This is a genomic window from Intrasporangium sp., from assembly GCF_035280925.1.
Taxonomy (GTDB): Bacteria; Actinomycetota; Actinomycetes; order Actinomycetales; family Dermatophilaceae; genus Intrasporangium.
The window spans coordinates 108,505-130,142 of record NZ_DATEEY010000029.1; the positions used below are offsets into that span (position 1 = coordinate 108,505).

Consider the following 21,638-nt stretch of genomic DNA (forward strand, 5'->3'; position numbering starts at 1 on the left):
TGTGCAGTTCGCGCTGCCATCTTCTGCACACTCGACGAGTTGGGTGTTCCCCGTCCACGTCGAGTGTGCAGTTCGCGCCGTCAGCTTCTGCACCCTCGACGAGGTGTGGGCTGGGTCAGGAGGACCTCCCTCTGCCGATGAGCCAGCCGATGACGACGCCGACCACGGCGGCGACGGCGTAGCCGGCGTACCGCTGGACCAGCACCGGCAGGACTGCCGAGCCGAGGTCGAGGGCGTCCTCCTCACGGGCGACAGTCGGCGACGGGCGCCGCCGGGCGGCCGCCGCAGCCGCGGCAGCCTCCGCCTTGGAACGGTCGACCCTGTCGGCGAGCGACAGCGGAGTACCCGTCTCGTGGACCGCCTGGGGCACCGCTTCGGTCACGATCTCGGGGTGGCGGGCTGCCTCGGCGGCGTCCTGGACCGTGGCCTCTGGCAGCGGGGCACCGGGCGGCTCGGCAGCCCCGGCACCGGAGAGCTGCTGCTCGATGCAGGCGATGAACTGCCCGAGCAGCTTGTCGGAGACATCCTGCATGACACCACGGCCGAACTGCGCGGGCTTGCCCGTCACGGCGAGATCGGTGACGACGTCCGCTCGGGCGCCGGTTCCGTCCGGCGAGAGCTGGATCGTCACCGTCGCGCCGGCGGTGCCGTTGCCCCGCTTGTCCTTGCCCTTGGCCTCGATCACCGCCCGGTGGCCCTGGTCGTCCTTGGCGACGAATGACCCGGACCCGGTGTAGAGGAGCGAGATCGGGCCAACCTTGACCTTGACCGTGCCGGAGAAGCCGTCGTCGGTCACCTCGGTCACGGTGGCACCGGGGAAGCAGCCTCCGACGCGCTCGAGGTCCATGAACAGCTCCCAGGCGGCGTCGACGGACGTCGGCACGGTGAACGAGTGCGTCAGCTCCATCCGGTGATCATCCTCCTGCTGCGGCCAGCACGGCGCGGCGGGTCAGGACCGTGGCCAGGTGCTTCCGGTAGTCCGCCGCACCGTTGAGGTCGGAGGGTGGGTTGGTGCCCTCGGCAACGCCCGCCACGGCCTCACGCACCGCCTGGTCCGTCGGCGCCCTTCCGACCAGGGCCGCTTCAACGGCCTTGGCGCGCAGGGGGGTCGAGCCCATGTTCGTCAACCCGACCCGCGCCTCGGCAATCGAGCCCCCATCCACGCGGACGGCCGCGGCGACCGCGACGATCGACCACTGGTGGCTGACCCGCACGAACTTCTCGTAGTGCGAGCCCCAGCCGGTGTGCTTCGGGATCCGGATCTGCGTCAGCAGCTCGCCATCGCCCACAGCGGTCGTGAAGAGATCCTCGAAGAAGTCGTCGGCCGCCACCGTGCGGGTCGTCCCGCCGGCGCCTGCGATGACGAGCTCCGCACCCAGCGCCAGCACCGGCGCGCCGACGTCACCTGCCGGGTCGGCGTGCACGAGGGCACCACCGACGGTCCCACGGTGCCTGATCTGCGGGTCTGCCACGGTCGCAACTGCCTTGGACAGCAGCCCAGCGTGAGTGGACACGACCTCGGAAGCGAGCACAGCGGCATACGGCGTCATGGCGCCGATGACGATCGTGTCGCCCTCCTCGGTGATCCCGGCCAACTCAGCGATCCGGCCGAGGTCGACGACGACGCTCGGCGTGTTGAGCCGCATGCGCAGGATCGGCAACAGGGACTGCCCACCGGCCAGCACCTTGGCGTCGTCGCCGTGTTCGGCCAGCGCCGCCAGCGCATCGGCAACGGTCGTCGGAGCCACGTAGTCGAACGATGCGGGGATCACCGGGCACCGCCTTCCTGGTCGGGGGTGTCCTGGTTGGGCGTGCCCGCCTCGAAGTGGGGCTGGGCGTCGCCCGCCGAGTCGACCTGTCGCTCAGCGCCTCCGGACTGGATGGCCCTCCAGACGCGCTCGGGCGTGCACGGCATCGGGACGTCCTGGACGCCCATCGGGCGCAGGGCGTCGACGATGGCGTTGACCACCGCCGGCGTGGACGCGATCGTGCCCGCCTCGCCGACTCCCTTGGTGCCCAAGGTGTTCGTCGTCGAGGGGGACACCGTCCGGTCAGTGACGAAGCTGATCGTGTCGGCGGCGGTCGGCAGGGTGTAGTCCACGAAGGACCCCGTCACGAGGGTGCCGTTCTCGTCGTACTCGGCGCCCTCCCAGAGCGCCTGGGCAATGCCCTGGACGAGGCCGCCGTGGACCTGGCCCTCGGCGATGAGCGGGTTGACCACGACGCCGATGTCGTCGACACAGACGTAGGAGCGCATCGTCGTCGCGCCGGTCTCCGTGTCGACCTCCATCGCGCACAGGTGGGTGCCGTGCGGGAAGGAGAAGTTGACCGGGTCGTACGTCGCCTCGGCGTCGAGTCCGGGCTCGACGTCCTCGGGCAGGTTGTGCCCCGTGAAGCACGCCGTCGAGATCTCGGCCAGGGTCATGCCCTTGTCCGTGCCCTTGACCCCGAAGCGCCCGCTCGAGAACTCGAGGTCCTCCTCGCTCGCCTCGAGCAGGTGCGATGCGAAGACCTTCGCCTTCTCGATCACCTTGTCCGCCGCGAGGACGAGCGCCTCACCGCCGACGACGAGGGATCGCGAGCCGTAGGTGTCGAGGCCCTTGTGGCTGATCTGGGTGTCTCCATGGAGGACCTCGACGTCCTCGAACGGCACGCCGAGCCGATCGGCGATGATCTGGCTCCACGCCGTCTCGTGGCCCTGGCCGTGGGGCGAGGTGCCCGTCACGACCTCGACCTTGCCGGTCGGCAGCATACGGATCGTCGCGTGCTCCCAACCGCCGGCGCCGTAGCTGAGCTGGCCGAGGACTCGGGACGGCGCGAGGCCACACATCTCCGTGAAGGTGGACACCCCGATGCCGAGCTGGACGGGGTCGTTGCTCTCGCGGCGGCGCTGCTGCTCGGCCCGGAGCTCGTCATAGCCGAAGAGCTCCTTGGCCCGGGCCGTCGCGGCCTCGTAGTTGCCGGAGTCGTAGGTCATCCCCGCCACGGTCGTGAAGGGGAACTCCTCGTGCTTGATCCAGTTCTTCTCACGCAGCTCGAGCGGGTCCATGCCGAGCTCGTTGGCGAGCTCGTTCATCATCCGCTCGACACCGAAGGTCGCCTCCGGCCGTCCGGCACCACGGTAGGCGTCGACCCACGTCTTGTTCGTCAATACCGTCTGGACGGTGAACCGGTAGGCGGGGAACTTGTAGATCGAGTTGAACATCCACGCGCCGAGGACCGGGACGCCGCCACCGACGAGCGCGACGTAGGCGCCGAGGTCGGCGAGCAGCTCGACCTTGAACCCGGTGACGGTGCCGTCCTTCCTCGCCGACAGGGTCAGCTTCTGCCACTGGTCGCGTCCGTGGTGACCCGACAGGAGCGACTCGGAGCGGGTCTCGGAGTACTTGACCGGCTTGCCGAGCTGCCGCGCCACCGCGAAGGCGATGAACTCCTCGGGCGTCGTCTGGAGCTTGCCGCCGAAGCCGCCTCCCACGTCGGGGGCGACGACGCGGATCTTCGACTCGGCGACGCCCGTGGTGAGCGCGAGCAAGAAGCGGAGGATGTGCGGGATCTGCGTCGCCGACCACATCGTGATCTGCTCCCCAGTCGGGTCGACGACGACGGACCGGGGCTCCATGAACGCCGGGATGAGCCGCTGCTGGCGGTACTCGCGCTCGATCACGACGCCGTCGGAGCGGGCCGCGTCGATGGCCGCGTCGACGTCGTCGCCGGTGCCGGCCTCCTGCGAGTCGAGCGTCCACAGCGCGGACCTGTTGGTGCCGAGGTCGGGGTGGACGAGCACCTCGTCCTTCATGGCCTCCTTCATGTCGAGGACGGCGGGGAGCTCCTCGAGGTCCACGTCGACGAGCTCGGCCGCGTCGCGTGCCTCGGCGGCCGAGCGGGCCACGACGCAGGCCACGATCTCACCGGCGCACGCCACCCGCTCGACCGCCATCGGCAGGTGCGTCGGGGTGACCTGGTCGGCGGTGATCGGCCAGGCGTTGGCGTTGACGCCTTGGATGTCCTTGAGGTCCTCACCGGTGAAGACAGCCACGACGTTGCGCGCCGCCTTGGCCTCATCGGTGTTGATCGCGGCGATCCGCGCATGGGCGAAGGGACTGCGCACCATCGCGATGTGGAGCATGCCGGGGAGCGTGATGTTGTCGGTCCAGCGGGTGCGGCCGGTGATGAGGCGCTGGTCCTCCTTGCGGCGCCGCGCCCTGCCGAGCTCGGCGTTGCCGTTCCCGTCGGCCACGGTGGGCGTGTCCTCGGTGATCGTCATGACGCCACCCCCTCACGGTCGGCGCCCGCCGGGACCGGCGTGCTGGACATCGCCTCGGCGCCCTGCTGCACGGCCAGGACGATGTTGTGGTATCCGGTGCACCGGCAGAGGTTGCCCTCGAGCCCCTCGCGGATCTGCTCCTCGGTGGGGTTCGGGTTGTCCTTGAGCAGGTCGATGGCCTGCATGATCATCCCGGGCGTGCAGTAGCCGCACTGGAGGGCGTGGCACTCGTGGAACGCCTGCTGCATCGGGTGCAGCTGGCTGTCCACCCCGGTCGGCGCCAGGCCCTCGATCGTCATCACCTCGTGCCCGTCCGCCTGGACGGCCAGCACATTGCAGGACTTCACGCTCCGGCCGTCGAGGTGGACCGTGCAGGCGCCGCAGTTGCTCGTGTCGCAACCGACGACCGTGCCCGTCTTGCCGACGGTCTCTCTCAGGTAATGGACCAACAAGGTCCGGGGCTCCACCTCGTCGGAGTACTCCACTCCGTCGACGGTCACGGTGATACGGGTCATGCCTTGCCCTCCTGCCGCGCTGCAGATGACGGATCCCTCGAACCGCGGGGATCCACGGGGTGTCACAATCCGGAGTCTTGCCCGCTGTTGCGAAACTGACAACCCTTTGGCCGAATTCACCCGTGGGGTAAGGATGGGCCCATGACGTTCCACGCCGACGACTACCAGGCCGCACGCTCTCGCTACGAGTCGATGACCTACCGCCGCTGCGGGGCGAGCGGCCTCGACCTCCCAGCCATCTCCCTCGGTCTGTGGCACAACTTCGGCGACGACGTCCCCCTCGACCGCCAGCGGGCCATCCTCCGGCGCGCCTTCGACCTCGGCGTGACCCACTTCGACCTCGCCAACAACTACGGGCCGCCCTACGGCTCGGCCGAGCGCAACTTCGGCGCGATCTTCGCCCAGGACTTCAGGCGCTACCGCGACGAGCTGATCCTCTCGACGAAGGCCGGCTACGACATGTGGCCCGGCCCCTACGGCCAGGGCGGCGGCTCGCGCAAGTACCTCCTCGCCTCCCTCGACCAGTCGCTCGACCGCATGGGCGTGGACTACGTCGACATCTTCTACAGCCACCGCTTCGACGAGACGACCCCGCTCGAGGAGACGATGGGCGCGCTCGACACCGCCGTCCGGCAGGGCAAGGCCCTCTACGCCGGGATCTCGTCCTACTCCGCGACCCGCACGCGGGAGGCGATCGAGATCCTGGGCGAGATGGGCACGCCGATGCTCCTCCACCAGCCGAGCTACTCGATGCTCAACCGCTGGGTCGAGGAAGGCCTGCTCGACGTGCTCGGCGACGAGGGGGTCGGCTGCATCGCCTTCTCGCCATTGGCCCAGGGGATGCTGACCGACAGGTACCTCGACGGCATCCCCCAGGGCTCACGGGCCGCGCAGTCCAAGTCGCTCAGCCCGGACCTGCTGACGGAGGAGTCGCTGCGCCACGTCCGCGCCCTCAACGACATCGCCCGGTCTCGGGGCCAGTCGCTGGCACAGCTCGCGCTCGCGTGGGCGCTGCGGGACGAACGCGTCACCTCGGTCCTCATCGGCGCCTCGTCCGTCGAGCAGCTCGAGGACAGCCTCGGCGCATTGGGCGGGCTCGACTTCGCGACGGACGAGCTGAACCGGATCGACGAGCACGCCGTCGAGGCGGGCATCAACCTCTGGAAGGGCTCCAGCTCCTCCTGAGCTTGGGCGCCGCTCGGGTGCCAGGGCTGCCTCGTTCAGCCGAGGTCCATCCCCTCGAGCGGCGCGGCCGGCTTCAGGTCGGGAAGGCGCATCATCCGGAACGAGTTGGCGAGTCCGGCAAGACCGGCGAGCAGGGGCACGAGGAGGGCGACCTGCAGGGAGCGGTTCCGAGCGTCGTCGTTGATGGCCACGACCTCTGCCTCCACCTCCGGCGGTTGGCCGGTGATCCGCTCCGCGAGCGCTGTGTTGCTCACGACCTGGGCCTCATTCTCGAGCGCGACGGCGATCTGTTCCTTCTGGGCCGGCGGGAGGGTCGCGCTGTTGTTGCTCAGGTTGGTGAAGCTCAATGACAGCGCGGCGAGCATGAGTCCGCCGGCCATGGCGAGCCCGAACGACAGCCCGAAGGAGCCAGCTGCAGAGTTCACCCCAGCCGCCTCGCTGATCCGCTCCGGTTCGACGGGGGCGAGGGTGTAGTTGTTCAGCTGGGACACCAACAGGCCCAGCCCGGCGCCTGCAATCACGAGCGGAATCGCCGTTGCCCAGCCGCTGTTCGCTCGTGGGACGAACGGGATGATGATCGCCATCCCGATGCTGGCCAACAGGAAGCCGGCGCGAATGATCGCGGCGGGACGCCGGTCTCCCGCCTTCCGTCCGGCCACCATTGCCGCTGCGAACATGGTCAGCGAGAGCGGGGCCAGCGAGAGGCCCGCCTGCATGGCGTTGTACTCCAGGGTCATCTGGAAGTAGAGCGGCAGTGCGATCATCGCGCCGCCCAGCGTGATCTGCTGGAGCATCTGACCGGTGACACCGGCGGCGAAGTTCGGGTGCTGGAACAGATCGGGGTCGAGCAACGTCACCCGCTGCGCCCGCTTGCGATGGATGAGCCACCAGGCCAGGGCCGCCAGCGCCACGGCTCCGATCGCCATGAGCAGGCCGACGCGCTCGCCGCCCTCCTGCCAGACGAGAATGCCGAGCACGACCCCACCCATGCCCAGCACGGACAGGACGGCGCCGACCAGGTCGATTCGGCGCGAGCCGGTGTACGGAACGTCGCGGACCAGCTTGATCCGGCTCAGGATGACCGCAATGATCACGGCCTCGAGCGCGAAGCCGACTCGCCAGGACAGGTAGGTGGTGACGACGCCACCGAGCAGCGGGCCGACCGCCGCGGCGATGGCCGCCGACGCCCCCACCATCGCGTACGCCTGCTTCTGCGCCGCACCGGTGAAGTTGCCGTGGATCAGTGACTGCATGGCCGGCAGCAGCAACGACGCGCCGAGCCCGCCGATGATCGCCCAGAAGATGATGATGGCGGTCAGGTTCTGGGCCAGGGTCATGGCCACCGCACCGATGGCATATCCGGTGAGTCCGATGACGTAAGCCCGCTTGCGCCCGATCAGGTCGCCGATCTTGCTGTTGATCAGGATGAAGGCCGCCGAGACCAGTGCCTCGAGCGCGATGGCGGACTGCACACCACTGGCTGTGGTGTCGAGGTCCCTGACGACCGCCGAGATCGACACGTTCATCAGGGACGTGTCGACCACCAAGACGAACATCGCCATGGCGAGCATGATCATCAGGCGGCGATCCCTGGAGCTCTCCCGCCGATCGTCTGCAGTCGCAGGGGGATCATGCATGAGGGCAAACCTCCCTTTGGGGGAGCGGACCTGAGACCGTCGTGCTGCGAGGGTAAGGAGCCCCTACCAAGGCGCGAATCACCCGTGAGGGATGATCGCCCCGCACGAACGAGCGTCGTGCCCCCTCTGGTCGAGTGTGCAGAAAGCGCCGGGACCACGCGCCTCGCCGCCTTGCGAAAGGGCGGATGGGACGCTGGAAAGCATCGACAGGCGCCTCGGGAAGCCCTTTCTGGGTGCGGTCGACTCTCGCAAGTGATTCCCTGAAGAGTCCATGACCGAGGACATGTGTGACTGTCCCGGACGAGGACGGTCACTGGTCACGCATCAGGGCCTTGAGGTCGCCGATGTCGCCGAGGTGGCGCAGCTTGTCGGGGTTGATCTGGTTGTGCAGACCGACGACCCGGCCCTCCTCGTCGAACGCCATGGAGAGCGCACCGAGCAGCTCGCCGGAGGGGCTGATCGTCAGCAGGCCGGGCTCGCCGTTGACGAGAGTCGGCTCGAGGCTGAAGCCCAGCGGGCCGCCGCGCCGCACCAGCCCAGCGAGGAAGCGGGCCACGGCGACGGGGCTGTGGAGCGGACGTGGCGTGGCGGGCGCCTTGCCCCCACCGTCCGCCCAGAAGACGACGTCGTCCGCGAGCAGCCGCTCGAGCTCCTCGGCCCGGCCGCCCTGCACGACGGCGAGGAAGGCGGCGGCGAGCTCGTCACGCCGCTCGGCAGAGGCCTGGAACCGCTGGCGCCCGGTCTCCAGATGTCTGCGGGCTCGCGAGAAGTGCTGCCGACACGCCGCCTCCGACTGCTCGACGATCGCGGCAATGTCCGCATAGTCGTAGCCCAGCGCCTCGCGGAGGATGAAGACCGCCCGCTCCTGCGGGGTCAGGGTCTCCATGAGCACCAGCATGGCTGTCGAGACCGAGTCGTCCAGTTCGACGCGGTGGGCTGGGTCGGCATCGCGTCCGGCGACAAGCGGTTCGGGCAGCCAAGTGCCCACGTAGGACTCGCGACGCACGCGGGCCGAGCGCAGGGTGTCGATGGCGAGCCGCGTCGTCACGGTCGTCGCCCAGGCGTCGAGGTTCCTCGGCTCCGCGCCCTCGGCGGCCGCGCGCGTCATCCGCAGCAGCGCCTCCTGGACGACGTCCTCGGCCTCGGAGACGCTGCCGAGCATCCGGTAGGCGATCGAGAACATCAGCGGCCGGAGCTCGTCGTGGGACTCGGCGATGAGAGTCACGGGCCCAAGGATTCCATGCCGGCTGTCACAACGGGCCGCGGCACCTCGTCGGAGGGGACATCGACACACGCACCTCCACAACGAAGGAGCCATCATGCGAGTCCTGCTCGCCGGCGCCAGCGGCGCCCTCGGCCACAGCCTCACACCAGCGCTCGTCCAGGCCGGACACGAGGTCTACGGCACGACCCGATCCGGCAACACGGCATCCATCGCCAAAGCGGGCGCGACGCCCCTGCGCATGGACGGCCTCGACCGGGAGTCGGTCCTGTCCGCCGTCGAGGAGGCCAAGCCGGACGTCATCATCCACCAGCTGACCGCGCTGCGAGCGGGGATGGACCCGAGGCAGTTCGACCGGACCTTCGGTCCCACGAACCGGCTGCGCACCGAAGGGACGGACCACCTGCTCGAGGCGGCGCGCACGTTCGAGGTCGGTCGGTTCCTTGCTCAGAGCTTCACGGGATGGACCAACCCGCGCACTGGAACCGGCCTTGCCGACGAGACCACCGGCCTCGATCCGGACCCTGCGCCGCAGTCGCGGCAGACGCTGGCCGCCATCCGCCACGTCGAGGAGGCCGTCGGTGGCGCCACGGACCTCGAGGGCGTCGTCCTGCGCTACGGCGGCTTCTACGGGCCGGGCACCGGCATCGCGAAGGGGGAGGATGGCGAGATCCTGCAGATGATTCGCCGACGCAAGATGCCCCTCGTCGGGGACGGCGCGGGCGTCTGGTGCTTCGTCCACGCGGTCGACGCGGCGAGCGCCACGGTGGCGGCGGTCGAGCGCGGCGCGCCGGGCCTCTACAACATCGTCGACGACGAGCCGGCCCCGATGTCAGAGTGGCTGCCGGGGCTGGCCGAGGCCGTCGGCGCCAAGCCGCCCAGGCACGTCCCGGTGTGGCTCGCCCGGCTGCTCATCGGCGAGCACGGGGTCAACCTGATGACGAAGATCCGCGGCTCGTCCAACGCCAAGGCCAAACGCGAGCTCGGCTGGACGCTCAAGTACCCGACGTGGCGGATCGGCTTCGCACAAGGGCTCTGAGCGGACCCTCGTGCCGAGGGCCGTCCCTCAACCGTCGGCATCCATTATCGCAACCGGCTCACATTGCCTCCCGTTGAGGGTCAACCTTTGAAGATCGGCCGCGACTCCCTTTCAAGAAGGTCTGCTGGTCGTTGGAGGTGGGGACGTGGGTGCAGCAGTGATTCCGGCCCGCTGGGCGGTCGAACAGGACCGGAGAGAGCTCGTGCTCACCGAGCTTTTCACCATGCACGGTGAGAGTCTCGTGCGTCTGGCGTACTGCCTCATCGGCGAGCGCGAGCTGGCCGAGGAAGCGGTCCAGGAGGCTTACCTCTCCCTGTACCGCAACTGGAAGACAGTGCGGAAGGAGTCGTCCGCGCTGGCCTACCTGCGTGCGACTGTCATCAACCGCTGTCGATCCGACCAGCGGCGACTGATCCGGGCTCGCACCCGGGACCCGCTGGTCGCAGTGAGCCAGACGGCCACGGTCCCCAGCTCTGAGGCGTCGGTGATCGCCCACGACGAGTCAAGCCGCATCTTTACCGAGGTGTGCCAGCTGCCGCAGCGCCAACGAGAAGTCGTCGTCTGCCGGTACTACCTCGACCTCTCGGAGCGCCAGACGGCGGAGCTGCTCGGTATCGGTCTCGGGTCCGTCAAACGCCATGCGCACCGGGGCCTTGGACATCTCCAGTCACGTCTGGAGGAGAGCAGATGAACACCATTGAGCGTAGAGTGGCCGACGCGCTGCATGAGCACGTCGATGAACTGCCCATCTCGACGAAGGATCTCGGCCAGCTCCAACGAGAGTTGCACCGGCGAGCTCGAGGCCCAGGGGACCAGCACCGGCGGGACAAGGCGTGGACTGTAGGCCTCGCCGCCGCCTGTGTCGCCCTCCTCATCGTCCTGGTTGGCAGCGTGTTCCGCGACGGCCCGGATCCAAAGCCCTCAGGTTCGTCTGTCCTCAGAGTCACGGACCTCGCCGGGATCTGGAGAGTCGACAGCGGCGACGTCGCAGAGCGGCTCTGGTTCGTGTCCGCCGCCGGGAAGCTCGCTTTCCTCCGTAGCCCCGAGCAGCTCCTGCCGCGCCGGCTGCCAGCCTTCACTGTGCCCATCCGCGTGGAGTCAGGCAAGGCGTTCACCACCGAGCCGAACCCGACCGACTGTATTCGTTGGCAGCTCGTCGCCGACGGCAAGGATCACCTGCATGTCACTCCCCACTCGAGCGCAACGGAGTGTGGCTGGCGGCGCGAGACCGTTGTCAAACTGACCCGCGTCGCGCCGAGACGCGAGTCGATGGAGCCATGGACGAGCTCCTACCCAACCACCGAACCAACCCCCGTGACCAACATGTTGCAGCTCCATGGGATCTGGCTCCTGCCAGGGACGGGGGAGGTTCTGGCCATCGGAGGCACGGCCGATTCGCCGGGCGAGTACGCCATCTACCCCACAGGCACGGAGCAGGAGCCGACGGACGCCGGGCAGGTCTGGGTCCCCCGAGGCGGTGGAGTCGTCTTCGTATCAGACACGAAGGGCAACACCTGCATGACAGAGTACGTCGGGTTCACAACGGATACAGCCACTCTGCGCGGGCGGGTCTCCCCTACGACGTGCAACCGGATCGGTGGAGTTGACAGCACCTGGCTGCGACTTTGAACCAGGCTGAGCCGGCCCCGGCTGGGACGGGCGGTCCAGCGGGGCCGAGCCCAGCGGCATACGGCCCATTCCGTATGCCGCTCTGCTGGCTCCCGCTCGACGCTGACCGGTCAGGTGGAGGTCGCGTCCAGAGGCAGGGTGGAGCGGGCGAATCCCGCCACGAAGGTCGGGTAGGTGTCTGGCTGCCCGCCGAATTCCCGCCAGTAGTCCGTGAGGACTTGGGGCGGGGAGCCCAGCACGAGCTGGTCGGTGTCCTCCAGGTCCAGCCAGTCCCACGCCCCGCTGAGGTGGTCGGCGATGGTGGCCATGTGGTTGGCCATCGAGTCGCCGTCGGCGTGCACCTGCACGCAGATCGCCCGTCCCCGCTGCGGGTCGAGGTAGAAGTGGAACGACCGCATCTGCGGCTCGCGCTCCTCGACCAGCCGGGTGACCTCGCGGAAGCGTTGAGGGGCGACATCGAGGTAGTGGGGCTTGATGCCGTAGGTGGCGATGTAGATGAACGGCTCGGTCATGGCATTTCCTCTCGTTTGCTCTGTGAGAGCCCGTGTCTCGGGCACGACACGAGCGTCGCAACGGCAGGGCGGTGACCACATCCGCAGGCCGGGCCATCCGGGGCCGACTCGCATGGGTAGTTCGGGCCACCGCCCCGGTGCCACAATGGTGGCGAGGAGGGCGAGGAGGCTCGCGTTGACGGTCGCCGACGTTTCCCGCGCACGTGCGCTGCATGGCTTGGCGCGGTGGGAGGAGGCCTGCGTCCAGTTCCTGGCGGCTGACGCCGAGCACCCCCTGGACGTGGAGGACGTCGAACTGCTGGCGGAGGCGGCGCAGCTCACGGGCCGTCATGAGGTGGCCGTGTCCGCACTGGAGCGGGCGTTCGGGCTGCGGGCGTCGACGGGCGACCTGTCCCCGGCGGCTGCCGCGGCCTTCTGGCTGTACACCGAGTTCCACTACGCCGGAGAGTTCGCGAGCGCCGGCGGGTGGATCTCACGGCTGCGTGACCTCACTGAGCGGCTGGCAGCCGAGCAGGAGCCGGGCTGGTTGCGCATCGCCGAGGCCCGCCAGTGCATCGGCCAAGAGCGATATGACGACGCGCGGGCAGCTCTGACTCCGGCCCTGGCGCAAGGGCGGGAAGCGGGCGACGTTGACCTGGAGACCGTTGCTCGGCTGCTGACCGCCCGGTCCCTGCTTCTCGCCGGACATCCCGCCGAGGGGCTTGCGCAGCTGGATGACGCAATGCTGCGGGTCACGAGCGGGCAGACGTCGCCACGAATGACGAGCATGCTCTACTGCGCGGCCATAGGCACGTGCGAGGCGGAGGCGTGGGAGCTGTCCCGTGCGCTTGAGTGGGCGCGCGCGCTCGAACGGTGGATGACCTCGCTACCCACACTCTTCGGCGGGGCCTTCCTCGACAACTGTCGCGTCTACCGGGCCTCCCTCAAGCGCCACCGCGGCGAACTCACCGAGGCGAGAACGGAGCTCGAGGATGCTGCTCGGAGCTTGGCCGACGGGGCTGGTGTGCAGGTGGCCGGCCACGCTTGGTACGAGCTGGGCGAGGTGCACCGGATGCTCGGTGAGGACGACGACGCCGAGCTCGCCTACCGACGGGCCGTCTCGCTGGGAGCCGGCGTCCACCCCGGGCTGGCCCTGCTCCGCCTCCGACAGGGCGACTCCACAACGGCACTGTCAGGCCTGCGGCGCTCCCTGGCCGAGGCGACCCGAACACAGACGCGGGGCCACCTTCTGCCGGCCCTCGTGACCGTTGCCGTCGCGGCCGGTGAGACCGACGAGGCGAGGAGCGCGCTCGCGGAGCTCGGCGAGCTGGCCCGGGCCATGGGCAGCTCGGCCTTGGACGCCGAGCTGGCGAGGTCGTCTGGGGAGATGGCCATGGCCGACGGGCGCCCGGAGGCGGCGCTGGCGAGCCTGCGTCGGTCCGCTGATGCGTGGCGGCAGTTCGGGGCGGCGTACGAGACTGCTCGCACATGCGTGCTCATCGCCCGGGCCTGTCACGCGCTCGGGGACGAAGAGGGCGCTCGGCTGGAGCTGGAGTCCGCACGCGAATGCTTCGAGCGGCTGGGGGCTCGCCGGGAGCTGGAGGCCGTGGACGCGCTTGATGCCCTCGCAGGTCCCGACTCCCTCGATGCCCCGGCGGTGCTCCGCTCGCGGGGTGCACCGCCTTCCGAGCACGGACTGAGTGATCGCGAGCTCCAGGTGCTCCGGCTCGTCGCATCCGGACGAACCAACCGGTCGATCGCAACGGAGCTGTTCCTCAGCGAGCGAACGGTGCATCGGCACCTCAGCAGCATATTCGACAAGCTCGGCGTTCGTTCGCGCACCGAGGCGGCCACCTTTGCCGTCGAGAACCACCTCCTGCACGCCACGTGAGTCCTCAACCACCTGCAGGTGACCGGTCCAGCGGCGCCCCCCAAACGCGTGTCGCGATTGCCCGGCGGCTTCTCGACGCTGCGTGTCAACCTTTGAGCAGATCGAGCGACCGTTCCCCTGACACGCAGTTCTGCTGGCCTACCTGCGCGCAGTGTCCTCAACCAGTGCAGGTCGGACCAACGGCGCGACATCCGGGCACGACGGGGGCAGCCGCTGTTGCGAGCCAGCGTCCTGTGGGGGCGCTGAACTCCCGGAAGAGGTCCCCGAGGCGCCCGCCACTGCTACTGGGCGGGCGCGTCGAGCTCCGACGGGGGCGAAGGGTGGTGGTGGTGGATCGGCCCATCGAGCTCGGTCAGCCGTTCACCCCGGCCGCCCCAACGGTCGAGGATGATCTCCGCCGCGATCGAGATCGCGGTCTCCTCGGGGGTCCTGGCGCCGAGGTCGAGCCCGATCGGCGACGACATGCGCCCCAGCTCCTCCTCGGTGAGCCCCGCCTCCCGGAGCCGCGCAAGCCGGTCCTCGTGGGTGCGTCGCGATCCCATGGCGCCGATGTAGGCAACCGGGGGCAGCCGCAGCGCGATCTCGAGGACCGGCACGTCGAACTTCGGGTCGTGGGTGAGCACGCAGAGGACGGTGCGTGGGTCGATGCGACCGGCGTCGGCCTCCTCCTGGAGATAGTCGTGCGGCCAGCGGACGATCACCTCGTCGGCTTCGGGGAAGCGGGTCTTCGTGGCGAAGATCGGACGGGCGTCGCACACCGTCACGTGGTAGCCGAGGAAGCTGCCGACGCGCGCGATCGCCGCTGCGAAGTCGATCGCGCCAAAGACGAGCATCCGCGGCTTGGGCGCGTAGCTCTGGACGAAGACCCGCATCCCCTCGCCCCGCCGCTCCCCATCCGGCCCGTAGGTGAGCAGACCCGTGGTCCCATGCGCGAGCAGGCCGCAGGCATCATCGATGACGGCTGCGTCCGCGCGTGGCGAGCCAAGGGAGGTTCCGTATGCCGCTGGGCTGGCTTCCGTGTCGACGTTCACTCCGGTGACCTCGTCCTCCTCCTCCGGGTGCACGACGAGCCGGCGGCCGAGCCACGCCGGGTCCGGGTGCTCGATGACGGTGGCCACGGCCACAGGGCGGCCGGCCTCGATGTCGGCGGCCACGGCCCCTAGCTCCGGGAACGTCTCCTTCGACACCTTCTCGACGTAGACGTCGAGGATGCCACCGCAGGTCAGTCCGACCGCGAAGGCGTCGTCGTCGCTGATGCCGTAGCGCTGGAGCACCGGCGTGCCCGACTCGACGACCTCTTGGCCGAGCTCGTAGACGGCACCTTCGACACAGCCTCCGGACACCGAGCCGACGGCCTCGCCGCCCGGCCCCACGAGCATCGACGCCCCCGGCTGGCGCGGCGCCGACCGCCACGTGCCGACGACGGTGCCGACGCCAACGGTCTCGCCGGCGTCCCACCAGCCCATCAGTTCGTCGAGCACCTCACGCACGGGCCACCACCTCGATCAGCTCCTCGAACGTCGCGAACGAATGGCCCGCGACGAAGTCGTCAATGTGCGGAAGCGCGGCGGCGATGCCCTGCTGAACCGGCTGGTACCCGGTCTTGCCGCGGTGCGGGTTCGACCAGACCACCCGGTGGGCGAGGGCGGCCAGGCGCCGCATCTGCTCGCCGAGCAGCTCTGGGCCCTCGCGCTCCCAGCCGTCGGAGAAGACAACAACAACAGCGCCTCGGGCCATACCCCGACGACCCCAGCGATCGAGGAACACCGCCATCGACTCGCCGAGCCGCGTGCCGCCGGACCAGTCCGGGACAGCCTCCCCGGCCGCCACGAGCGCCCGGTCCGGGTCGCGCTGCCGCAGCGCGCGGGTCACGTGGGTGAGGCGCGTGCCCATGGTGAACACCTCGACCGAGCCCCGCGGTCCGGCCGCCTGCACGAAGGCGTGGGCCAGCCGCAGCAGGCTGTCCGCGTAGGAGCTCATCGAGCCGGAGACGTCGATGAGCAGCACGACCCGGCGCGGGCGCGTGCCGCGGGCGCGGCGATGGATTCGCCCCGGTTCGCCCATGCGGCGCAGCTGCTCCCGCAGCGTGGCCGGCCCGTCGACCGCTCCGAGGCGCGACCGCACATGGCGGCGGGCGCGGCGACGGGGGGTCAGCGGGTGGAGGCGACCGAAGAGGCGCGCGAGGGCCTGCCGCTCCTCGACGCCCAGGGTGGCGACATCGCGGTGCCGCAGGACCTCCTGGCTGCTCGCACGGGCGTGGACCATCTCCTCGCCCGGCTCCGTCTCGCCACCACGTTGGGCGTCCTCGAGAGCCGCCTGGGTCGCGGGTGTCACCTCCCGCTCGACGCGCCTCGTCTGCTTGGGCTGCTCGGCGTTGAACCATGCCGTGAAGACCTGGTCGTAGCGCTCGACGTCCGCCGGGGACGAGGTCAGGGTGGCGCGGCCGGTCCAGTAGACGTGCCGCCGCTCGGCGAGGCCGACCTCGGCGAGGGCGAGCAGGAACGTCCGCTCACGGTCGGCCGTGACGGGCAGCCCGGCGGCCCGCACGGCCCGGGCGAAGCCGAGCAACCACTCCTCGGCCGCCCAGCGGGCCTGCGGCAGCTCCGCGGTCGTCATAGCGTCAGCACGCGCTCGAGCATGGCCCGCACCCGCTCCGCGTCCTCTCGGTACTTGACGGCCGAGCCGAGCGATGCAGCGGCCACCTCGGGATCGAGGGTGGCGGCTCCGAGTGCGACGAGGGCGCGGGCCCAGTCGAGCGTCTCGGCCACTCCGGGTGGCTTGATGAGGCCGGCCTCGTTGCGCAGCCGCTGGATCACCCCGACTACCTGCTCGGCGAGGACCGGCGGCACCTCCGGGAGCCGGGTGTGGACGATGTCCAGCTCCCGAGCCAGCCCCGGGTGGTCGATCCAGTGGTAGAGGCACCGTCGCTTGAGGGCATCGTGCAGCTCGCGGGTGCGGTTCGAGGTGAGCACGACGATGGGTGGCGTCTTCGCCGCGATGGTGCCGACCTCGGGCACCGTGACCTGCCAGGTGGACAGGACCTCGAGCAGGAACGCCTCGAACTCGTCGTCCGCTCGGTCGATCTCGTCGATGAGGAGCACGCACGGCGACTCGCGCAGGGCCCGCAGCACCGGCCGGGCGAGCAGGAACCGCTCGTCGAACAGCTCGTGCTCGAGCTCCCTGGCGTCATGGTGCTGCTCGCGTGACAGCGCCTCGACGGTCCGCAGGTGCAGGATCTGTCGCGGGAAGTCCCAGTCGTAGAGCGCCTGGGTCGCATCGATGCCCTCATAGCACTGGAGCCGGATGAGATCGAGGTCGAGGGACTCCGCGAGCGCCTCCGCGAGGGCGGTCTTGCCGGTGCCGGGCTCACCCTCGAGCAGGATCGGCCGTCCGAGACGGATGGCCAGGAAGGTCACCGTGGCCAGGGCATCGTCAGCGAGGTAACCGGTGCGACCGAGCGCGGCCGCGACGTCGCCCGGGCCCGCGAACGTCTCGGCAGGCAGCCGACCCGGACCGGGCCCGGTGACACGCTCAGAAACGGTGTCCATGCCCTGAGCATTGCCGACAAATGCGAAACGCGGAAGGACAGCACCCGGACACGTCCCGCGCGCTCACCTGTCGAGATCTGCCGGTGTGTCGACGTCACGTCCCGTCGCGAGATCGCCGCACTCGACCAGTCGGTGCTCGTGGGCGCGGAAGTAGTCGCGCGCGCCGCGGTCGCCCTTGGCGACCTCGATGACGCCTGCCCAGTGGTCCCGGCCGATGAGGGTGGGATGGCCGGGAACGCCGCCGTATGCCGCTCGGCTCAGTTCCGAGCGCCACGCCCCGGAAGTTGTCCACTCGATCGCCGAGGGAGGCCCCCCACCTGATCGAGTGTACGAAATTCGGGTGTCCAGGACGCGGCGCACCACGGCTGCGCCGACGTCGGGCAGGTCGACCAAGGTGATCAGGACCGCCTCGACCTCGGTCCGGGCCGTCATCGCCGCAAGACCGGCCCGCAGCGAGGCCCCCATGCCCTCTGACCAGTCCGTGCAACGGACGATGTCGACCTCCTGCCGGGCCTCGCCCAGTACCGCCACGACCTCGTCGGTCGCAGCGCCGACCACCACGGTCACCCCTTCGCAGCCGCCGCGGACGAGGACCTCGACCGCGCGCGCCACGAGGGTGGGCCCGCCACCGCGAGGACGGATGAGCGCTTTCGGCCGGCCCATCCGGTTGCCCGACCCGGCCGCGAGCACGAGGCCACGGACGGACGGGAGCGAGCTCAGCGGCATACGGCAGTCACTCCATGTCGTCAGCGGATGCTGGCGACGTCGACGGTGCCGAGCGGTGTGAGCGGCACCTCGGTCACGCGGTCGCCGTGGGCGCGATGCACGGCGGGCTGGAACAGCGGGATGAAGGGGCCGAACTCGCTCATCTGGAGCTGCCACCGCGCGAACGCGCCGACACGTTCCTCGCCGTAGGAGCGGCGGGTCTCAGCGGTCAGCTCGTCCATGGCGGTGTTCACCCCTCGCACCCACCTTGCCCGGTTCGCCACGTGGCCGCCGGGTGCGAACGCCAAGGCGGCCTCCTCCTCGGCGTACTCGGGCGTCCAGCTCCACAGGCCCATGGCATTCGTGCCCTTCTCGTAGTCGGCGAGGGCCTTCGCCATCGGGGCCGGGGCGAGGGTGACGCGGACGCCAATCTGTGCCAGCTGGGTGCGGATCGCCTTGGCGACGACACCGAGGTCGATGCCGTTGATCGGGCGGTCGCTCGCGTAGGAGAGGCGGATGGTTTCGCCCTGGTAGCCGGAGCGGGCCAGCGCTGCCCTCGCCGCACCGACGTCGCGGACCGGAGGAGCGGTTGGCGTCGCGGCCGGAATGGGTGCCGCTGTGCCGGTGGGGGCAGGGGTGGAGGGCGTCGGCGCCGACGGCGTCCGCGTTGGAGTGGTCGTGGGCGGCCGCGTGACCGGCACGCCGGGGATTGGCGCCGTCGTCGGTGGCTCCGTCGTCGGTGGCGGCGAGGTCTGCGCGGGAGCCGGCGGCTCGAAGGCCCCGGGGAGGCCGCGGGGCACCAGGCCGAGGGCAGGGGTGGCTCCGGCTCCCGCCGCCTCGGTGATCGCCTGGACGTCGAGTCCGAGCCGCACGGCGGTCACGAAGTCCGGGTTGCCCGTCCAGGCGTTCACCTTCTTGTCGTCGTTGAGGAGCAGGAAGGCGATGGCCGAGGAGGGCTGCGACGTGATGGCCACGCTTGAGACGGCCGGCCGCAGCTGCATGGCATCGGCGCGGTCGGGGGGCAGGTCGAGCACGATGTCTGCTGCGCCACTCTCGATGTCCTGCGCCTGACTAGCGGGGGTCGCGTTTCGGATGGTGACGTCGGTGAACTCCGGTCGCTCGCCGGCCCAGTTCGGGTTCGGCTCGAGCGTGATCGACCGGCCCGCCTCGACCCGGGCGATGACGTATGGACCTGAGCCGGCGGAGTTGGACGTCAGCCACGTGGTCGCGGCGTCACCGGGCCTGGTGGACCCGCCGTTGGCCTTGACGACGTCGGCGTTGAGGATGCCCAGGGCCGGGTTGGCGAGCACGGCCGGCAGGGCGAAGTTCGTGTGGGGCGAGGTCACGGTGAGGGTTCTGTCGTCGACCTTCGTCAGGCTGATGGGGCCAAGGAGCTGCGCCGCGGCACCACCGAGACCGCGCGCTCGCGAGAGCGTGTAGATGACGTCGTCCGACGTGATGAGGCTCCCGTCGGAGAACCTCAGGTTGGGCCGGAGGCGCAGGGTCAGCCAGGTCCGCTCGGGAGAGGTCGTCCATTCCGCGAGCCCCGGAAGCACCATCGTGGGGTCCTCCGGGTCGAGCGTCGTCAGCGTCTCGTAGACCGCGTCGGCCACGAAGCGACCGCTGCGCTCAACGAGCGTGGACGGGTCGAGTGACGTGAAGTCGAAGAGGGCCTCGACGACGAGCATGGGCCGCTCGACCGGCGTCGTCGGAGTCGGCGTGCCTGCACCGGTAGCCGTGGCCGTCGCGGCCGATGGTGTCGGCGGCGAGGGTTGGGCGGTAACCGTGCAGGCGCCGAGCACGAGTGCCGTGAGGACGGGTACGCCGACGCCCGCGAGCGGGGTGCGGGGTCGACGCATTGACAGGTCCTCTTCGATGGAGACGCCACCAGCCCGGAGAGGCGGGGCGCGAGGGGCGACGGCAGGCAGCCACTCGGCCCCCAGTCCGCCTCGACATTCTAGCCGTGGCGGCGCCATGGCTCCCCGGTGTCCCATACCCACACGGCGCCGAGGGTGCGGACGTGACCCACGGGGGTGTTGCAGGACGTCCGCACCCCGACACAAGGAGCCAGGACCAGTGTGCCCGTCCCGGCCCGTCGAGTGTGCAGAACGCGCGGCCCGGACTGCCCACTCGACGCCGGGGGCTCAGGGGAGCAGGTCGTCGAGGTAGAGCGGGAGCATCTCCCACCACGTCGGCCAGTCGTGCTCGTAGGCGGGCCCCCAGTCATCGACTCGGTTGGGGACACCCTTGGCACCCAACACCTGCGCGGCGGCCCAGGACTCGCCCACGTCCTCCCAGGCCCCGCTGCCAGAGGCGAAGACGACCATGCGCTGGCGGAGGGTGTGGAGCGCGGACCCCTCGAGGCCGGGCAGGAAATGGAGCGGTGAGCTGTAGTAGAGGTCGTCGGTGAAGCGGCCGCCGATGAACTTCTCGATCGCGTAGGTGCCGCTCATGCAGACTGCCGCGTTGATGAGATGCGGGTAGCGGGAGATCATGGCGAGCGAGTTGAACGCCCCGATGGACGCCCCGGCAACGACGATGGGCAACGACCCGCCGGAGTCGCTGTGGATCGCGGGAATGATCTCCTCGGCCACGGCCTGGTGGAACAGGTTGAACATGGCCAGCCGATAGTCGGGGCTTCCGACGCCCTGGGCCATGGCCTTGCCGGCGACGCTGTCGCAGGAATAGACCTTGGCCCGGCCGGCCTCCATGAGGGGCACCAGATGGGCGACCATCTTGTGGCGTTCGACCTCCTCGGCGTCCCCGCCCGCAGTTGGGAAGACCAGGACGGGCACACCGTAGGTGCCCCAGCGCGCCACGGTGATGTCCGTCCGGAGCCGGTCGGAGTACCACCGGTCGGTCGTCTTCATCGCGGATCCTCTCTCCCAGTAGCGCAAACTCAACCACGCGGCGCCGTGGCGGTCCATGCGAAGGCCTGGCAGAGCCTGACCGGAGTCCCAACTGGGCGTGGGCCGACTCGGCGCGAGGTGTCTCACCGTGAGACAGGGACTCCCGCGCGTACCTGAGGTCAGGTCGCACCCGGTGTCGCTGGGGCGAGACGAACCGCGACATGGAGTGCGACGTGCAGGGGGACCTGCCCGGAGCGGCCGAGGATCGGGGCCGGTCTGGCGCACGTCCGTCGTGGCCGGCGGGGAGCTATTGGGCCTGTCGGACCTGTCGGGTGGCCAGCGGCAGGGCCGGGACTGGCATCCTGCTCCGCTTTGCGGAGCAGGATACGAGCCTGGCGGCGATGGTCCGTTGGCGGCCCAAACGACGCCACCCGCGCGCGCTCGCATCCTGCTCCGCGAGGCGGAGCAGCATGTGAGCCCAGCGCCCGAAGGTGGCTCGTGACGCCTGGCCTGCCCGGATCCCTGGCCACCGAGGCCCGGCGCAAGCCTTGGACCACGCAGCGTTCACTCGTAGACGAACTTCTGCGGTCCGGGGAAGAGCCAGGACAGGCCGTCGCCCAGCCGGTCGCGCCAGTTCTCCCAGTTGTGGCCGTCCCGGGCCTC

The 21,638-nt window shown here is 70.0% G+C and carries 18 protein-coding genes; 5 read left to right on the forward strand and 13 right to left on the reverse strand.

Annotation, left to right across the window (positions count from 1 at the left end):
- Positions 1–115: 115 nt before the first annotated feature.
- From VJN29_RS03300 to VJN29_RS03315, 4 genes are read right to left on the reverse strand one after another with little or no spacing between them, the layout of a single operon-like run.
- Positions 116–907, reverse strand: a complete 792-nt coding sequence (locus VJN29_RS03300; RefSeq protein WP_324142148.1) for an SRPBCC family protein — start codon at positions 905–907, stop codon at positions 116–118.
- A gap of 7 nt (positions 908–914) precedes the next feature.
- Positions 915–1,772 carry a xanthine dehydrogenase family protein subunit M gene (locus tag VJN29_RS03305; protein ID WP_324142149.1) on the reverse strand — a complete coding sequence of 286 codons (858 nt, stop codon included), beginning with the start codon at positions 1,770–1,772 and terminating at the stop codon, positions 915–917.
- On the reverse strand, positions 1,769–4,264 hold the full coding sequence (locus tag VJN29_RS03310; protein WP_324142150.1) for a xanthine dehydrogenase family protein molybdopterin-binding subunit: 2,496 nt from the start codon (positions 4,262–4,264) through the stop codon (positions 1,769–1,771). The genes VJN29_RS03305 and VJN29_RS03310 overlap by 4 nt, the downstream gene beginning before the upstream one ends.
- Positions 4,261–4,779 carry a (2Fe-2S)-binding protein gene (locus tag VJN29_RS03315; protein ID WP_324142151.1) on the reverse strand — a complete coding sequence of 173 codons (519 nt, stop codon included), beginning with the start codon at positions 4,777–4,779 and terminating at the stop codon, positions 4,261–4,263. The genes VJN29_RS03310 and VJN29_RS03315 overlap by 4 nt, the downstream gene beginning before the upstream one ends.
- Positions 4,780–4,920: 141 nt before the next feature.
- Here VJN29_RS03315 and mgrA point away from each other — a divergent pair, with 141 nt between their 5' ends.
- Positions 4,921–5,964 carry an L-glyceraldehyde 3-phosphate reductase gene (mgrA, locus tag VJN29_RS03320; protein ID WP_324142152.1) on the forward strand — a complete coding sequence of 348 codons (1,044 nt, stop codon included), beginning with the start codon at positions 4,921–4,923 and terminating at the stop codon, positions 5,962–5,964.
- Between the two features lie 35 nt (positions 5,965–5,999).
- Here mgrA and VJN29_RS03325 read toward each other — a convergent pair whose 3' ends face one another.
- Together VJN29_RS03325 and sigJ are read right to left on the reverse strand one after the other, a co-directional pair.
- On the reverse strand, positions 6,000–7,601 hold the full coding sequence (locus VJN29_RS03325; protein WP_324142153.1) for an MFS transporter: 1,602 nt from the start codon (positions 7,599–7,601) through the stop codon (positions 6,000–6,002).
- 310 nt (positions 7,602–7,911) lie between these two features.
- Complete coding sequence (gene sigJ, locus VJN29_RS03330; RefSeq protein WP_324142154.1) at positions 7,912–8,826, reverse strand: RNA polymerase sigma factor SigJ; 915 nt, start codon at positions 8,824–8,826, stop codon at positions 7,912–7,914.
- 94 nt (positions 8,827–8,920) lie between these two features.
- Between sigJ and VJN29_RS03335 the strand changes: the two genes are divergently transcribed.
- The 3 genes from VJN29_RS03335 to VJN29_RS03345 all read left to right on the forward strand — a co-directional run bounded on the left by VJN29_RS03335 (position 8,921) and on the right by VJN29_RS03345 (position 11,491).
- On the forward strand, positions 8,921–9,862 hold the full coding sequence (locus tag VJN29_RS03335) for an NAD(P)-dependent oxidoreductase (RefSeq protein WP_324142155.1): 942 nt from the start codon (positions 8,921–8,923) through the stop codon (positions 9,860–9,862).
- A 202-nt stretch (positions 9,863–10,064) separates the two neighbouring features.
- Positions 10,065–10,553: an RNA polymerase sigma factor gene (locus VJN29_RS03340; protein ID WP_324142170.1), complete on the forward strand. Its 489-nt coding sequence runs from the start codon at positions 10,065–10,067 to the stop codon at positions 10,551–10,553.
- On the forward strand, positions 10,550–11,491 hold the full coding sequence (locus VJN29_RS03345) for a hypothetical protein (protein WP_324142156.1): 942 nt from the start codon (positions 10,550–10,552) through the stop codon (positions 11,489–11,491). The genes VJN29_RS03340 and VJN29_RS03345 overlap by 4 nt, the downstream gene beginning before the upstream one ends.
- A gap of 110 nt (positions 11,492–11,601) precedes the next feature.
- Here VJN29_RS03345 and VJN29_RS03350 read toward each other — a convergent pair whose 3' ends face one another.
- On the reverse strand, positions 11,602–12,003 hold the full coding sequence (locus VJN29_RS03350; protein ID WP_324142157.1) for a hypothetical protein: 402 nt from the start codon (positions 12,001–12,003) through the stop codon (positions 11,602–11,604).
- 175 nt (positions 12,004–12,178) lie between these two features.
- Here VJN29_RS03350 and VJN29_RS03355 point away from each other — a divergent pair, with 175 nt between their 5' ends.
- Entirely contained in the window at positions 12,179–13,873 is a 1,695-nt protein-coding gene (locus VJN29_RS03355; protein WP_324142158.1) for a LuxR C-terminal-related transcriptional regulator, read from the forward strand.
- Positions 13,874–14,154: 281 nt separating this feature from the next.
- On the opposite strand, the gene VJN29_RS03360 is transcribed toward VJN29_RS03355, so the two are convergent.
- The 6 genes from VJN29_RS03360 to VJN29_RS03385 form a co-directional block, all read right to left on the reverse strand.
- Positions 14,155–15,363 carry an XdhC/CoxI family protein gene (locus tag VJN29_RS03360; RefSeq protein ID WP_324142159.1) on the reverse strand — a complete coding sequence of 403 codons (1,209 nt, stop codon included), beginning with the start codon at positions 15,361–15,363 and terminating at the stop codon, positions 14,155–14,157.
- Positions 15,356–16,489, reverse strand: a complete 1,134-nt coding sequence (locus tag VJN29_RS03365; protein WP_324142160.1) for a vWA domain-containing protein — start codon at positions 16,487–16,489, stop codon at positions 15,356–15,358. The genes VJN29_RS03360 and VJN29_RS03365 overlap by 8 nt, the downstream gene beginning before the upstream one ends.
- Positions 16,486–17,421, reverse strand: a complete 936-nt coding sequence (locus tag VJN29_RS03370) for a MoxR family ATPase (RefSeq protein WP_324142161.1) — start codon at positions 17,419–17,421, stop codon at positions 16,486–16,488. Before VJN29_RS03370 ends, VJN29_RS03365 begins: the two co-directional genes overlap by 4 nt.
- A gap of 63 nt (positions 17,422–17,484) precedes the next feature.
- Positions 17,485–18,147, reverse strand: coding sequence for a nucleotidyltransferase family protein (locus VJN29_RS03375; protein ID WP_324142162.1), 663 nt, complete (start codon positions 18,145–18,147; stop codon positions 17,485–17,487).
- 20 nt (positions 18,148–18,167) lie between these two features.
- Positions 18,168–19,985: an ABC transporter substrate-binding protein gene (locus VJN29_RS03380; protein WP_324142163.1), complete on the reverse strand. Its 1,818-nt coding sequence runs from the start codon at positions 19,983–19,985 to the stop codon at positions 18,168–18,170.
- A gap of 285 nt (positions 19,986–20,270) precedes the next feature.
- A complete protein-coding gene (locus VJN29_RS03385; RefSeq protein WP_324142164.1) occupies positions 20,271–20,996 on the reverse strand; it encodes a hypothetical protein in 726 nt (241 codons plus the stop codon).
- Between the last annotated feature and the right edge of the window lie 642 nt (positions 20,997–21,638).